Genomic DNA, 14,354 nt, shown 5'->3' with positions numbered 1-14,354 from the left:
TCTATTTCTCCTGGGAGTCATCTTCAAAGTAAAAAATACCAAGGCCGGCGGCCTTGCGACCTGTCCCCTGGCTGTTGGGGTTGGCGTCGCGGTCATATTCGGCCATTAATCGGTTAACTTCTTCCATCAGCGCCTGGCTGCGACTGGCGATCAATTTTTTGATCAGCGGCAGGGCTTCTTCAGGCAGGTTGTCGTAGTAGACCTTGCGTTGGAAGAACGGCTCTTTCTCGGATTGGTAAATGTTGCGGTCAATGGTGCTGATCAGGCCGTTGACATCCACCCCCAGAATTTTCAGTTTGTCGACTTCGCTGGTGGTGGGAATGTAGGCGCGTTGCAGCAGGTGGATCAGGCCGTCATCGTCGATCTGGATGACGCCTTTTGCATTCAGTTCATCAAAGATTGCGCGCGGTGTCATGTCGCCGCTGTATTGTTTGACCAGGGTAGAAAAGTTGAGTTCGTCTTTGTCGAAGCTCAGGGGTTTGGGATCACCGTCCAGTTGCAGATAGCTGGGATTGTTGATCCAGCCGAAGATAACGCGGGCAACGCGGTGTTGTTCTTTCAGTGAGTAATCAGCATTGCTGGCGTCCATTTGTTGCAGACGGGCCACTTCTTTGCGATTCAAACCGGTGATGGTGGAAATACGGGTCGTGGTTTGCTTTTTATCGTCCAGCGAAAAATCTTTTTCCGCCACATCCACGTAGATTTTGCGTGCGATTTCTTCAAACACGCCGTGTGTCACGCCGTTGCGAAGCATCAGCCGAACCAGTGGGGTCAGCAGCTTTGCCAGGGCGGAGTGAAGAATTTTTTGTTTATCGTCGCTCATCTTTAAAACAGGGGGAGTCGAAACTCCCCCATGCCTCGTTTGCAGATTAGTCTAGGATAACATTAGTTGCAGTCAGTACACCGCCGTTTTCGGTGACGGTAATGACTACCTTGTCCCCGGCAGCAAAGCCGGTAGCATTAGACAACACATCCAAATTCATCGTAGGGGCCAGAGAGGCATCACCGATGATCATGTGGCCTAGCGTGGTGGTATTGTCGACGATTTTGCCTTTCAGCTCTTCCGTGTTGCCGCTGGCGTCATCGCGTTTCATATTGAGTGCCACCAGATTTCCTGTGGCTGCGTCAATGGCCAGCTTCACTTCAATCCAGTCACCATTCACTAAATCATCCACGCCAAAGTAGCGTTGTGCGCCCACATCCAGATCATCTTTCACCATGGTGTTATTGGTGAGATAAATGGTTTGTCCCAGGATGGTGACGGACTTGTTGGCAACGTCAACGCTGTCGACAAAGCCTTTGATTTCCAGATCGCTGTCGCCCATACCGGAGTCAATTTCGTTGACGATCAGCACGCCAGTGGCGTCGCCCTTGCCTTCGATGCGGGCTTTAGCGCCTACTACCAGTTTGGCTGATTCTTCCGCCATTTTGCCGGCTTCTTCAACCACCAGTTTGGCCAACTGACCATTGATGGTGAAATCAACGCTCAGGCCATCGAGAGAAGGAGTGCCGACACTGGTAATCATACCGGACAATTCGATGTCTTCATTTTCAGCGACTTCGACACCCAGTTCGCCATTGCCTTCCACTTCGATTTTGCTGGCGACGAAGGTGTTGCCGGCAGGTGCGGAAGTGGTTTTGGCTTCGACGTACAAACCGTTCGCGATTACAGCAGGAACTTCTGCAGCTTGGTTATAGTCGATGGTCATTCCGCCCAATTTGAAGGTTTTTGCAGTGCTGTCTAGCATGCTGATCAGCCCCTTCAACTGGATTTCATCACCCTGTACATGGGCCTGTTTTTTCACTTCCACGCGAGTGGCGAAAATATTGCCGTCGCCGCTGGTGAAACCGCTGATTTCAACAATGTTGCCGGCTGCGATGTCAGCGGGGGAGAGTTGACCTGCAACTGAGCTTTCAAACACGGTGTCTGCGGTAATGGTGACGGTTTGACCCATGACGGTTAGCGTGTTGTCGATGCCGATGTTGTTGGCAGCTACCGTGCCTTCCAGGTTATCGGCAAAATCTACGCTCAGGGCGTTGCCGGTGGAGCCATCGGCATTGACCGAGCCTTTGAGTTTGACCACCATGCCCAGTTTCAGCTGGGTTTCGTTACCGGCAAGACCATCTACGTTGATAGAGGCAACATCGGTTTCATACTCCACGCCATTGACGAACACACTACCAAAGCCAGTGATCACGCCTTGTGTCACTTTGGGGGTGGGCAGGGTGGTATCCAGTGGTTTGTCGTCGGAGCCGCCAAGGCAGCCGGTCAGGCCCAGGGCTAGGGCAACGGAAAGGGCGGTCATGCTGTAGTTGAAAGTACGGTTTTTCATGGTGAATCTCCTAAGGTTGTGCGGCTGTGCTGTCGTCTCACTTCTGTTATCGGCCAAGAAGAAAAATTCTTGGGAAATTAATCCCAATGAATCTCTCATTTGGGAATAATATCCCAAAATAACGTCCTGTCCAGTATGTTCTTGAGGAAATTTGTTGAAAATTTTGAATGGCGTCACAACGCAAAAAGCCTGGACTGAGCCAGGCTTTTTGGGAAAAACTATCTATTTCAAAGAGTTATTACCAGTGAAGGTCATCCGGTATCCGAAAGGCCGCGTAGGGATCGTCGGCATCGGTGGTTTCGCTGTCGCTGTCTGTGGCGGTGAAAACGACCGATTCCGGTGCCATTTCGCGAGCGGTGGCCAGGTCGGCAGCGGTTAGCAGGTAATAGCGTTCATTGCGCACCAGAATGCTCAACTCGCCGGCAATGACGCCCTGGCGCTGTTCCGCCGTCAGGTACAGGTGGTGGGCGCGGCCTTGCAGTTGAAAATAATACTTGATATCTGCCACCGGGCCGGTCGGGGCCGCAGGCGGGGGAGGGCTTTCGCCGTTGTCTGCCTCAGCCGGGGCGTCGGTTTTGCCCAGCGCCTGTTTAACCTCGTCATCGACCTGGTTTTTGTTCAGGCGATGTTCACGCAAAAACTCACGCAGCTTTTGTTTTAGGGCCTTGGCGGCTGCACGCTCTTCAGCGCTGAGTACGGGTTCGACCGGCGCAGGGGCGGCTTTGGGTTTGGCGGCCACGGGGCGACGTTTGTGGGGTTGCGCGGGCTTTTTCTTGGGCTGCGGCTTGCGCTGGGGCTTTTCTTCCGCTTTTTTGATTCGTTCTTCTGTGACCAGACCGGCACGCAACAGCTGATCTTTGATGGAAATGCTCACGGTTAAGTGCTCCGCTGGTTAAAAAATGCGGCGATTATAGCAGCGTGTGAGCCGAAATGCCCGCCGCTGGCCTTCAGAGCCGTTGAAGGGCGACCTTCCCAGGGTTCGAATCAAGGTTCAGCGTTAAATCCTGGTAATGATGGCAATTACCCAGTACACAAGGTATGCTGAGTGGACATTAAATACGACACTGTGTCGTATTAATTTTATTTAACATATTGAATTAAAATAGTAATTTTATTTTTTTCAGTGGACATTTTTCGAGACTTTTTTCGTGCCAGAGGATAATAGTCCCCAAATGAGGGTGGAAACCGATCGTTTCGGCCCATTTGTCTTCCAGGTTGGCGTGGATATGGCTGCGTTGGAAAGCCTGTTGCTGCGCGTGAATGATGCCCATAAGCGCTTTAAAAGCTCGCCTTTGTCCCAGGTGGCCAATCGACTGGAAAAAGAGGTTGTCGTCAGCAGTATCTTTGGCACCAACTCCATTGAGGGCGGCACTCTTTCTGTCGAGGAGACTGAAGAAGCGCTGGACCTCATGCCAGCCCAGGTGCAGGACGTTGAACAGCGTCGCGCCATCAATCTCAAAAGTGCCTATGAACTGGCCCAGCAGGCTGCCGCCGAATCTGGTTGGCAGCTAAATGTGGGGTTTATTCAGAGAATCCACGCCGCAGTCACTGACCAGATTCCCGATCAGCACAACCGGCCAGGAGTGCTTAGAGATAATCCCAAGGATGTAGTTACCCGGGTAGGGAATCAGGAGCATGGCGGTGTCTATAAGCCCCCTCAGTATGGAAAAGACGTTGAGCGACTGCTGGATGCTCTTATCGAGTGGCACCAACAATTGGCAGCGCAGGGGGTGCCAGTTTTAATTCGGGCACCGCTGGTACATCTTTATTACGAGCTGATTCATCCCTTCTGGGATGGCAATGGTCGTGTGGGCCGGGTGTTAGAGGCAACCCTGCTTCAGGCAGAAGGCTACAAGTACGCCCCTTTTGCCCAGGCACGTTATTACTTTGAACACATTCACGCTTATTTCACACTGTTCAATACCACCCGAAAGCAGACCGAGAAAAAGGCTGAGGCGCCAAATACAGACTTCGTTGCCTTTTTCCTGGAAGGTATGCTGGCCAGCATCAACGGCCTGCACGACCGGGTAAATGCACTCATTGGGTTGATTCTGTTTGAGAATGAAGTAAAGCGCTTGAGCGATGAAAAAATAATCAATCCCAGACAGTATGCCATCGTCAGCCAAATCATGGCATCGGGCAAACCAGTATTACTTGCCGATTTAAGAAAGTCTCCCTGGTATCTGGGTCTGTATGTGAAGCTGACGGATAAAACCAAGCAACGTGATTTAATAAAGTTGCGTGAGTTAGGTGTCGTGAGACTGGATGATAAAAATCAGTTGTGGCCTGGGTGTGTTGATGTAGATGGCTGAGGGCGATCCGGTGCCGTCCTTCAGAGCGTCCACTTCCAACGGCAGATATGTCGTGGGAGCCGCCTTAGAATTAGTTGAATTGATTAATGCAAATTGGCACTCTCGGCTAACACAGGATCAAAATTCAAGTTGCGTATAGTTTGTATAGATAATCTGGGGTTTGGATCGGAATAACACAAAGGAATTTCCATGCAGTTCAATTCGATCAACTTTCCTGATGAGCTGATAGCGAGTTTACGTGCTGGTAAATGTGTTGTCTTTGCTGGTGCGGGCGTATCAATGGGGGAGCCAGCAAATCTCCCAGATTTCAACCGACTTGCCAAAATAGTTGCCGCAGGAAGCGGCGAAGAAAGGAACGAAAACGAGCCTACCGATAGGTTTCTGGGTCGTTTGTTAAGAAGCGGTGTTGCCGTCCATGAGCGCGTATCTAATTCACTGACGCTTCCTTCTGGTCATTTTGCTCCTCTCCACACCAATCTAGTGCGTTTGTTCTCGAAACACGATTTGGTACGTATCGTTACAACGAATTTTGATTCGTTGTTCGAAGAGGCGGCGATGGCTCAATTTGGCAACTTACCAGATATATACCGATCACCTGCCTTGCCATTGGGATCCGATTTTGCCGGAATCGTCCATGTGCATGGACATCTGGACCATATTAGGGGAATGGTGGTCACAGATGCGGACTTTGGGCGAGGTTACTTGACCGAAGGATGGGCACGACGATTTCTTGTAGACCTTTTTCGCACCTACACGGTCTTGTTCGTCGGCTACAGCCATGAAGATATTGTTTTAGAATATCTTTCGCGCGCCCTACCTGAAAGCACTGTCGGCCAGCGATTTACGCTAATCGGTGAGGATGTTGAACAGGGAGAGTGGCTGGCACGTGGCATTGAGCCTATTTCGTTCCCAAAACCCGGCAAACGCGATTATACAGTGCTCTGTAGCGGCATTGAACAGCTGGCTAACTATTTATCTCGGACAATGCTGGATTGGAAACGCGAGTTAACTGGGTTAGCAGCTGTAAAGCCTCCGCAAGATGAGGAGAGTGAACACCAAATTCTCGATGCATTGTCTGACGAAAAGAAAGTTCGATTTTTCACTAACACTGCATCCGATAAGGACTGGTTGAGTTGGCTAGATAGCCGGGGAGTGCTGGATAACCTATTCCTTGACGGCAAACTCAATGAGAGAGACCAAGTATTGGCAAACTGGCTGGCAAAAAATTATGCGTACCAGTTTCCTAATGAGTTGATACTAGTTATTGCCAATCACGGCCTGAAGGTCAATAACTACTTTTGGTGGATTTTGGGTCAAGAGATTGGGATGGATAAGCAATCGTCTGATCATTTTTCTCCCGAAACTCTAGCTAAATGGGTTTCAGTGCTCTTGTCTGCCTATCCGACTGTTTCGGATGATTTCGTAATTGGTCTATTGGGGGAACGCTGTTCTGAAGCGGGCAATTCTAAGTGCCTAATCGAATTGTTTATCAAACTTGTTGAATGTCGGTTAAAGGTAAAAAAGGAGTTCAACTGGCATGAGGATGAAGAAATCAGCAATGAGACGTTAAAGCTTGATATTGAGTACAAAATAAATGGGGATCATTGGTGCTTAAATGAGTTCTACGAAAAACATCTCAAACCCATTCTCCATGAAGTTGCTATTTCGTTGCTTGACAAGTCTGTTTATCAGATCGAACGGATTCATCGCATTTTGTGGCTATGGGGGAAGTCTGATGAGAACTGGGATCGCATGTCTTATGGAAGGTCAGCTATTGAGCCTCATGAGCAAGACCGCATTCAAGATGCTGAAGATGTGTTGATCAATGTAGCTCGTGACTGTTTGGAAAGCTTGGGAGAAACGAAACTTCTCTACGCGCACAGCTTTTTCCTGAAACACTGTAATTCAGAGGTTCCTTTATTTCGTAGGCTTTGCGTTCACTTTCTTGCAGAAAGAGGAGATATCGATGCTGAGGCAAAACTAGATATTTTTCTGAATGAAATGAATCTTCATGAAGTGCCATCACACCATGAAATATTCCGGTTGATGGGATTGATTTACCCGAAACTCGATGCAGATTCCCGTGGGCGCCTTGTCAAAGAAGTTCTAGCATATGAATGGCCCAATCCTGAAACAGGGGCCCTAGAAGAACGGGCTGCGTATGTGAAGTTCAATTGGCTTGATTGGCTTCGAAAAGCCGACCCAGAATGCGAGCTTCTAGAAAATGAGTTAAACGCTCTTGCTGAAAAATTTCCTGATCTGCAACCTAGTGAGCATCAGGATTTTACGTATTGGAAATCAGGTGGAGAATGGGTTGGTCCAGTCAGTCCGTGGTCAGTAAATGAACTCCTTGCGCGTTCTGCGTCTGAATGGTTTGAACAATTACTTTCTTTTAAGGGGAATGAGTTTCGAGGCCCAGACAGAAGAGGTATGTGTCAGACGCTGTCTGAAGCGGTGAAAAACAACCCACCATGGGGTACTTCTCTAGCAAAAGAGCTTGCTGATAAAGATGAATGGCAGTCTGATCTGTGGGGGGCTTTGATTGATGCATGGAAAGATTGGCCTGACAATCAAGATTATCGCGCAGATTCGTTGCATTGGCTGGCCGATGAAAGGCTTTTTCCTCGCTTCTCTTACGATATTTCCCGATGTTTATATGCGTTGGTCGAAGGTGACGGAAAGCTGAATGCTGTGGGTTATTTGAACCAAGCACACGAAGTCGCAATGTTGCTCTGGCCTCATGTGAGTGTTGAGGAATATCCCGAGGAAAAAGATGATTGGTTACTTTTCGCGATCAATAGCCCTGCCGGCATTTTGGCCGAATTTTGGGTGCACGGGCTTAGCCTATGGTGGAAAGCCCAGAAGGAGAAGCCGGAATCATTACCTGATCAATACTCGAAGATTTTAGAACGGGTCCTTCACGAGCATACTCCAGCAAGTGGAGTCGCCCTAACAGTTATAGCAAGTCAGTTTTCATACTTTCTGTCGATTGATCATGCGTGGACGGAAAGAGAGTTATTGCCTTGTTTTGATAGAGACAACAATTCTTTGCGGATGCAGCAGAGTTGGGATGGTTTTCTGAGTTGGGGCCGTCTGAACCAAAGGGTATTCGATGTTCTTCATCCGCTCTTCCTTAAGGCTGCAGCTTGTCTCAATACTGAACTCGCTAGCTACAGAGATCGCTTTGCAGAGTTTTTCGCTGTACTGGTTATTTTTTACTTGGACGATCCGCTGAAAGAGGCTATTCCAGCCTTCTATAAGGGGGGCGAAGAGGAAGACTGGCGAAACTTTGCCCGACATGTCGGCCATTTACTTAGAGGGTTGAACGAAGAACAGCAAGCAGAACTGTGGGGAAAGTGGTTGAAAAGCTACTGGGAGGGTCGTATCCACGGTATACCGAAAGCGCTAACGAGTGGCGAAGTCAACGTGATGCTGGAGTGGCCATTACGGCTGAAAGCGATTTTCCCCGAAGCAGTGCGTATTGCTGGAAAATTGCCGTTGTCCCCTTTTGAACACCTGTCAGTTGGACACGATTTGATGAAGGAAAATTTAGATGAGCGCTATCCAAATGACGTCGCGAAACTCCTTGTATTATTGATGAAGACAGGCAGCCCTAAATACGTTTACTACGGGTTTGATAAAGTGATTCAAAGGCTCCCTGAAGACAAGGTTGATCCTGATGTATGGGCCGAGTTGCAGGGGACTGCTCAAGGGTTGGGGATTATCTGAGGGGGCAATGGGGAGTTTGGATCCTTTTCCCCGACCCTGTAAATAATTCTGTGTAACTGCTGGAATTAAACGACATCCTTCAAGCGGTCTTCGAACTCGATCATCAATCGATTCAAGGCCGTTTTCCAGTGGCGCGGCGTGGCAGACTGTCGGTTTTGGGCGGGAGAGCAGATGAGCGATTGGTTCGTGTACATGGTGCGCTGTGCGGATCAGAGTCTGTACACCGGCATTACCACCGATCTGCAGCGTCGGTTGCAGGAACACAACGACAGCGCGTTGGGCGCGCGTTATACCCGCAGTCGTCGGCCAGTGGCGCTGGTGTACCACGAGGCATGTGCAGATCGCTCTGCCGCCAGTATCCGTGAGGCACAGATCAAGCGGCTGAGTCGGCCAGCCAAGGAACGGTTGATTAAGGTTTGCTTGCCTGCAGAATGACAAATTTGGGATTGCTGGCGACGGTGTGGACGTTGCCGAACAGTTTTTTCAGTATCACGTGATAGCCCAGATGGCGGTTGCCAATCACCCATAACTGACCGCCGGGACGCAATGCCTGCCTGGCATCGCGAAACATGCGTTTGGCGATGAAGTCGCCGACCACGGTTTGCTGGTGGAAGGGGGGATTGTTGAGCACCAAATCCACGCTGTTCTCCGCCACGCCGCTCAGGCAATCGGTCCAGCGATACTCGGCCTGCCGTTTACCTGCAAAGGCCGTTTCGAAATTGGCGCGCGCCGAAGCCATCGCCATCCATGATTCGTCGCTGAAAATCAGATTCGCCTGCGGATTTTTTTCTGCCGCCATCAGACCGACTACGCCGTTGCCGCAACCCAGATCGACAATGTGTTTTGCTTCCGGCATGACAGGCAGGTGCTCAAGAAAAAAACGGCTGCCGATGTCGAGTTTCTCCCGCGAGAATACTCCGGAGTGATTCAAAATCAGGTGTCTGGTTCCATCCAGCAGGTAGCTTTTTGGGTAGGGATTTGGGCCGGGCTGCAATGATTCGTCTTTCTCACAGAAAATCAGCCGTGCTTTTTTGCGCGCCAGCGAGGTACGGGTTGGGCCGAGAATTTTTTCAAACAACTGCAGCGTCGACGTGTGAATTTGCTTGGCCATGTCCGCAGCGATGATGCGCGTTTCCGCACTGACCACATCGCGCAGCCTATGCAGTTGGTCTTCCAGCATGGATTGATTGTGCGGCAGCTTCATCAGCACCAGATCAAACGGGCCACCCAGCTGCGCCAGGCTGTGATGCAATCGCACACCCTCAGCGGCCAGCCCGTTGAGTTGCAGGTTATCGCGTATGCCTGCATGAGCCAGCCACGAATCGGACTGGATGGTTGGCTGCCAGTGGGACAGGGCAACGGCTAAGGCTCCGAAACTGTCGTTGAGAATCAGGATTCGGACACCGTCGCGCAGCCGGTTTTCATCGGCGATTTGTTGCAACAGGTATTCGTCGGCCGCATCCCAGGCGCGCAAGTTGTCCTTGGGGTGATGCGGAAAACGCTGCAGAGCAAAATCGCCTTGAGGCACGCACAATGTCGACATGATCGGGGTCCGGTGAAAACTGCGCGTAGTGTAAGCCAATTTGCCGGTGTCGCCAAAGGTTGGCCGAGTCGGTGGATTTTTGGCTACACTGGCGTTTTGATCATAGACGAGTGTGCGTATGCCCCATGTGATTGTTGAATATGCCCAGGGATTGCTGCCCGAGGCACAAATCCGGCCGATGTTGTCAGCGGTACATGACGCGGTGCAGGCCACGGCCCTGTTCAAACCTGGTCACATCAAGGTGCGCGCCTGGCCGGTGGCTCATTATCTGGTGGGGGGCGAAGCGCAGGGTTTTGTTCATGCCCAGTTGCGCATCAAGCCGGGGCGTAATGCCGAGCAGAAAAAACAGTTAAGCTCGGCAGTGCTGGCGGCGTTGAAAATTCATTTGCCTGGCGCGGTGGTGACAACGGTGGAAGTGATCGACATGGATGCGAGCAGTTATGCCAAGCATTCATTGAATGAATAACGCGAGCAAAATAAATTTTGCCTGTAGCGAATGTTACTGACGATCACTGTCGGGTTCGGACTGGAAAAGTTGGCGAACACTGTGTTGATCAAAATTCATGCGGAACTGGATGTAGGGGCCGGCGCGAGTGACGTTGTTTCGCGAGTAATCCTTGTCCACAAAACCACTGAAATTGTAGCCGGTGCTAAGCCAGATGTATTTGTCGAAAGTATGTCCCACGGAAAAGCCGTGGTTGTAGTCTTGCTGTTGCTGCAGGCTGGCGCGCAACACTCGACCATGCACGCCGATATCCCAGCGAGGATTAATGTCTCGGCGCAATTCACTGCCGATCAATTCAACAACATTATCGTAGCTGAGTGAGCCGATGGTGTGGCCAACGGTTTTCGCGCCATACTGCATGCTGACTTGCCAAGGACGCTGGCGATAGTTCAGGCTGAGCAAATTAACAATGCGCTGTTCTTCGGTGTCAAACTCGCCGCGATTTTCTTCAATGCGCAATGCCAGTTTGTCAAACACGGTCCAGCGGCTGTTGATGGGACGATATGCCAGACCCAGGCTGAGGTCATGATCAGTTTGATGGCTGCGAATGAGTCGTTGCTGGGCATAGTTGCTGCGCAAACCGGTGAGCAAGGTCAGGTCGCTGCCGATGGCGGTTTTCAGCGAGCTTTGCAGCAAGGCTCGATATTCACTGCTGGCAACCCGTGCTTCACCGCGACCGGACCATGTCCAGCCACCGGGTGCGTATGTCATACCGGCGGATACGGCAGTAAATTCTTCGCTGCCACCCACTGCGTAAGGTGCATTGGGATTGATAGGCTCGGCAGTGTGCTGACTCACGAGTTTGGATTGTTCCATACCAAAGCTGATGCTGAGTGCATTGGTGAGTACAATTTTTTGTTTGAGTGCCGCGTTGGCGGTGGTGGACTCGTTGGTGTTGTCCTGACGCTGGCGAATGCCAGTGTAAATTTCGCCGCCTTTCCATGGTGAGGTTTTGACACCGATCAAGGTGCTTTGGGTGCTGCGAAGCTCGCTGTCAGCCAGTTCATGTTCAACGAACAAGGTGGTGGTTCGGCTGAAATTGTAATCAATGCCGCTCACTGTTTTGTTCGGATAGTCGATGTTGTTGTCACCCAGATTGTGATCGTGGTTAAGTTTGACGGCGATTTTATTGTCGAATAATTCTTTGCGAATACCCGAGGTGATTTGCTGTGTGTCCAGCACCTGGCCGTCGGCGGGTAATTCCTGAACTGCGCGCGCGCCCAGACTGGCATGACCACCGGTGAAGCGGTATTGTCCTTCGGTTTGGATCAATGAACGCTCTGCCTGGGAGAGAGTGAGTTGTTGATAATTTGCCTGGGTGTTGATGTTGATTCTTTCTGTCGCGCGATAATTGCTGTCGATGCCCGCTTTTTTAGTGGCATTTTCGCTGATATCGGCCTGTCCCAGGCCAAAGCCATCGTCTTGGGTGCGAGCGTAAGTGCGGATATTCCAGCGGCTGCTTTGATGATTTAACTCAACGTAGTTTGCAGCATCCTTATTTCGCGACATAAAAATTTCTTCACTGTAAATATTGGCTGACTCCAGTCGCAGGCGGGTGTTTTCGCTGATGCGTTGTTGGATGTCCACGCCATAAAGCGTTGATTTTTCGCCGACGTAATCTTCATTGACGAAGCTGATACCGATTCGGGTGTTGTCACTGACTTGTTTTTCGCTACGGCCACCAGTGATATTTCCGCCTTGGCTGCTATCAATGGATTCGTAGCGGACAATGATGAATTGTGGATTGAGATCTGGATTGACGCTGAACACGGGCTCACGGAAAGTAAGCGTACCATCCATGTAGTTGATGTCATAGTCGGCGTAACGCGTCAGTGTGTGGGTTTCCAACACGATTTCGCTGCGGTAGCGGTCGCGTACTTCCAGGGTGATACGCTCGCTGTTAAGAGCAATATTTTTTCCTTGTAAGCGATAGGGGCCGCTGTGACCCTCACCACGAATTTGTTGTTTTAAAAATATCTGATCGGTGTCGCTGCTAAACACAATGATGTCGACGCCGTCGCGTTGGTAACGGGATTTGATGCCAGTAAACGTGCGATCGTATTTGGTGAGTTCTGTTTTGTTCATGCCGGTGTTGTAATCGCCAAACAGGACGTAATAGTCTTCTTTTTCCAGTTTTAGATAAATTTTATCGCTGCTAGGCGCATCGTGGCCGTTGTAGGCGCTGTCACCATAGATGGTGTAATAGCTGCTTGGATTGAACTCCTGAAACAGGTTGTTGGTTGTGGTATTGATCGATTGTTTGTTGCTGTCATAAGCCATGGTCATCAGCCATTCACCCTTGATTTTTCCTCGAGCGAAAAGGCAACACGACCATCACTGTAGAGGTCGTGTTCGGATGATGATCCATTCAGTGGCTCAACATGACGTTGAATCTGGTGGTAGCCTGCACTACCTTCGCTGAGGCCGACAATAATCCATTCGCGAGGGACACTGTGCAGTTTTGCTTCCACGAGCGTTGCCTGGTTGTTGGCCAGCATGAGCGAGATATTCACATTTTCGGCATGGGTGGTGGGTTGCAGTTTGATGTAGGCAATGCCGTCGTCACCGACGGTGTATTTGTCTCGTACGCTGGGAGAGCCAGGCATGTTGGCCAGCGATTCCAGGTCGTCACGTACCGGCAGATAGGGTTGGCCCAGTCGATAGTCCCCGCTGCTGCCTGGACGCACGGGAAAGCCGTCTTTGTCTGTCAACCGAATTGCGATAACCGGTTGAGTTATACCATCGGCCAATAGCGTGGATTTTTCCTTGATCACGCGGGCTTGGGTTGCTGCGGTTGAGAGATGGGTGATCAAATTTAATCGCGAAATTTCACGATCATTCTGGTAAATGATGGCTTGCAGTGTGTTGCTGCCATCAGCCAGATTGATTCCTTGCCAGCGGGTAATGGTAGCGCCGTTGTTGTTTGAGATGGTGCTGACAATATTGTTCGCTGAAACCTGTTTGCCATTGAGCGTGAGAGTGACAGTTTGTTGAGTGCCATGTTTGATGACAACATCGATGCCAGGCGCTGCGGGCAGAGTATTGAGTATGGGAAATAACCATTCAGGTTGATCATTTTTATCAGCCAACCACGAATGATTGAAGGTGTCAGCGGTGACAGTCTCCGTTATTTTTAATTTCTCCTGAGGTAATGCTGAGTCATGAATTTTCTGTATGCTGAAGTCGGTTCGCCATATCGTTCCTTCTTGCAGGTCGATCAATTCTGATTCGGCATTGCCTGTGTGGCGAGTGGTTAGGTCATCCGTTACCAGGGAGTAGCCTGCGGGTAATGTTGTTGTGTCCAGTTGTACAACGTGGCTGCCTGGTGTGACGTGATCGAAATGGAAAAAACCTTTGTCGTCCGTTAATGCATAACGGCCGTCTTCCATGTAAAAACGAATGCCTTTGAGTGTTGCAGTGGTATCTTTTGACGTGTTGCTGCCCTGTACGTGTACCTGGCCGATAATGACGGCTTTGTCCATCATGAGTTCATCAATCAGCGTGACATTCAATTTGGAAATATTGGATTGAATGCTGCCACTGTTGCCTGTAGCTTGGCTTTGGCTGAGATAGTTTCCGCTGTGTATGGCGCCAATGGAAACAACGTAATCGATATGCGCTTGAGTTTTTTCAGCTAGTGTCCCCAGATTGAAATGAAGCTGACGACCGTTGCTGGAAATATCAGGAACAATCAGGTTGCCATTGAATTTTGCTGAGGCCGTTTCGTAGTGAAATCCCGCTGGTAGCAGCTCGCTGAGCTGGATGTTGTTTATCGCCAGGTTGGTGGTGTTTTCCACGGTAATGCGGTATTGCAACGCATCGCCAGGATTGACCTGGGTTTTATCCTGTTCACGGATGACGTACAGACCCGTATTAAACGGTTCAATGGGATTGAAGTGACTTACCGCCGGTTCAGTCTGAGAGGCGAATGT

General features: G+C 50.3%; 10 protein-coding genes. 4 read left to right on the top strand and 6 right to left on the bottom strand.

Features of this window, described 5'->3' with window-relative positions:
- Nucleotide 1: 1 nt before the first annotated feature.
- The 3 genes from OEW58_09260 to OEW58_09250 all read right to left on the bottom strand — a co-directional run bounded on the left by OEW58_09260 (nucleotide 2) and on the right by OEW58_09250 (nucleotide 3,207).
- Nucleotides 2-823 (bottom strand): DUF6502 family protein, encoded by an 822-nt coding sequence (locus tag OEW58_09260; GenBank protein ID MDH5301535.1) that lies wholly within the window; start codon nucleotides 821-823, stop codon nucleotides 2-4.
- Between the two features lie 46 nt (nucleotides 824-869).
- Nucleotides 870-2,333 (bottom strand): DUF5666 domain-containing protein, encoded by a 1,464-nt coding sequence (locus OEW58_09255; GenBank protein ID MDH5301534.1) that lies wholly within the window; start codon nucleotides 2,331-2,333, stop codon nucleotides 870-872.
- A 238-nt stretch (nucleotides 2,334-2,571) separates the two neighbouring features.
- Nucleotides 2,572-3,207 carry a DUF2058 domain-containing protein gene (locus OEW58_09250; GenBank protein MDH5301533.1) on the bottom strand — a complete coding sequence of 212 codons (636 nt, stop codon included), beginning with the start codon at nucleotides 3,205-3,207 and terminating at the stop codon, nucleotides 2,572-2,574.
- 298 nt (nucleotides 3,208-3,505) lie between these two features.
- On the opposite strand from OEW58_09250, the gene OEW58_09245 reads away from it, so the two are divergent.
- From OEW58_09245 to OEW58_09235, 3 genes are all read left to right on the top strand, one after another.
- Nucleotides 3,506-4,645 (top strand): Fic family protein, encoded by a 1,140-nt coding sequence (locus OEW58_09245; protein MDH5301532.1) that lies wholly within the window; start codon nucleotides 3,506-3,508, stop codon nucleotides 4,643-4,645.
- A 189-nt stretch (nucleotides 4,646-4,834) separates the two neighbouring features.
- A complete protein-coding gene (locus OEW58_09240; GenBank protein ID MDH5301531.1) occupies nucleotides 4,835-8,374 on the top strand; it encodes a DUF4020 domain-containing protein in 3,540 nt (1,179 codons plus the stop codon).
- Between the two features lie 171 nt (nucleotides 8,375-8,545).
- The gene (locus OEW58_09235) at nucleotides 8,546-8,809 is read left to right on the top strand and encodes a GIY-YIG nuclease family protein (protein MDH5301530.1); all 264 of its coding nucleotides are present in this window, start codon (nucleotides 8,546-8,548) and stop codon (nucleotides 8,807-8,809) included.
- Here OEW58_09235 and OEW58_09230 read toward each other — a convergent pair.
- Nucleotides 8,784-9,917 carry a methyltransferase gene (locus tag OEW58_09230; protein MDH5301529.1) on the bottom strand — a complete coding sequence of 378 codons (1,134 nt, stop codon included), beginning with the start codon at nucleotides 9,915-9,917 and terminating at the stop codon, nucleotides 8,784-8,786. The genes OEW58_09235 and OEW58_09230 overlap by 26 nt on opposite strands.
- Nucleotides 9,918-10,035: 118 nt before the next feature.
- Here OEW58_09230 and OEW58_09225 point away from each other — a divergent pair, with 118 nt between their 5' ends.
- The gene (locus OEW58_09225) at nucleotides 10,036-10,383 is read left to right on the top strand and encodes a 5-carboxymethyl-2-hydroxymuconate Delta-isomerase (protein ID MDH5301528.1); all 348 of its coding nucleotides are present in this window, start codon (nucleotides 10,036-10,038) and stop codon (nucleotides 10,381-10,383) included.
- A gap of 33 nt (nucleotides 10,384-10,416) precedes the next feature.
- Here OEW58_09225 and OEW58_09220 read toward each other — a convergent pair whose 3' ends face one another.
- Together OEW58_09220 and OEW58_09215 are read right to left on the bottom strand one after the other, a co-directional pair.
- Nucleotides 10,417-12,708: a hypothetical protein gene (locus tag OEW58_09220; protein MDH5301527.1), complete on the bottom strand. Its 2,292-nt coding sequence runs from the start codon at nucleotides 12,706-12,708 to the stop codon at nucleotides 10,417-10,419.
- A partial coding sequence (locus OEW58_09215; GenBank protein ID MDH5301526.1) for a DUF11 domain-containing protein occupies nucleotides 12,708-14,354 on the bottom strand: 1,647 nt, incomplete at its 5' end. The genes OEW58_09215 and OEW58_09220, both read right to left, overlap by 1 nt.

Source organism: Gammaproteobacteria bacterium, from assembly GCA_029884425.1.
Classification (GTDB): Bacteria; Pseudomonadota; Gammaproteobacteria; order S012-40; family S012-40; genus JAOUHV01.
This window is presented reverse-complemented; position numbering and strand designations above follow the sequence as displayed.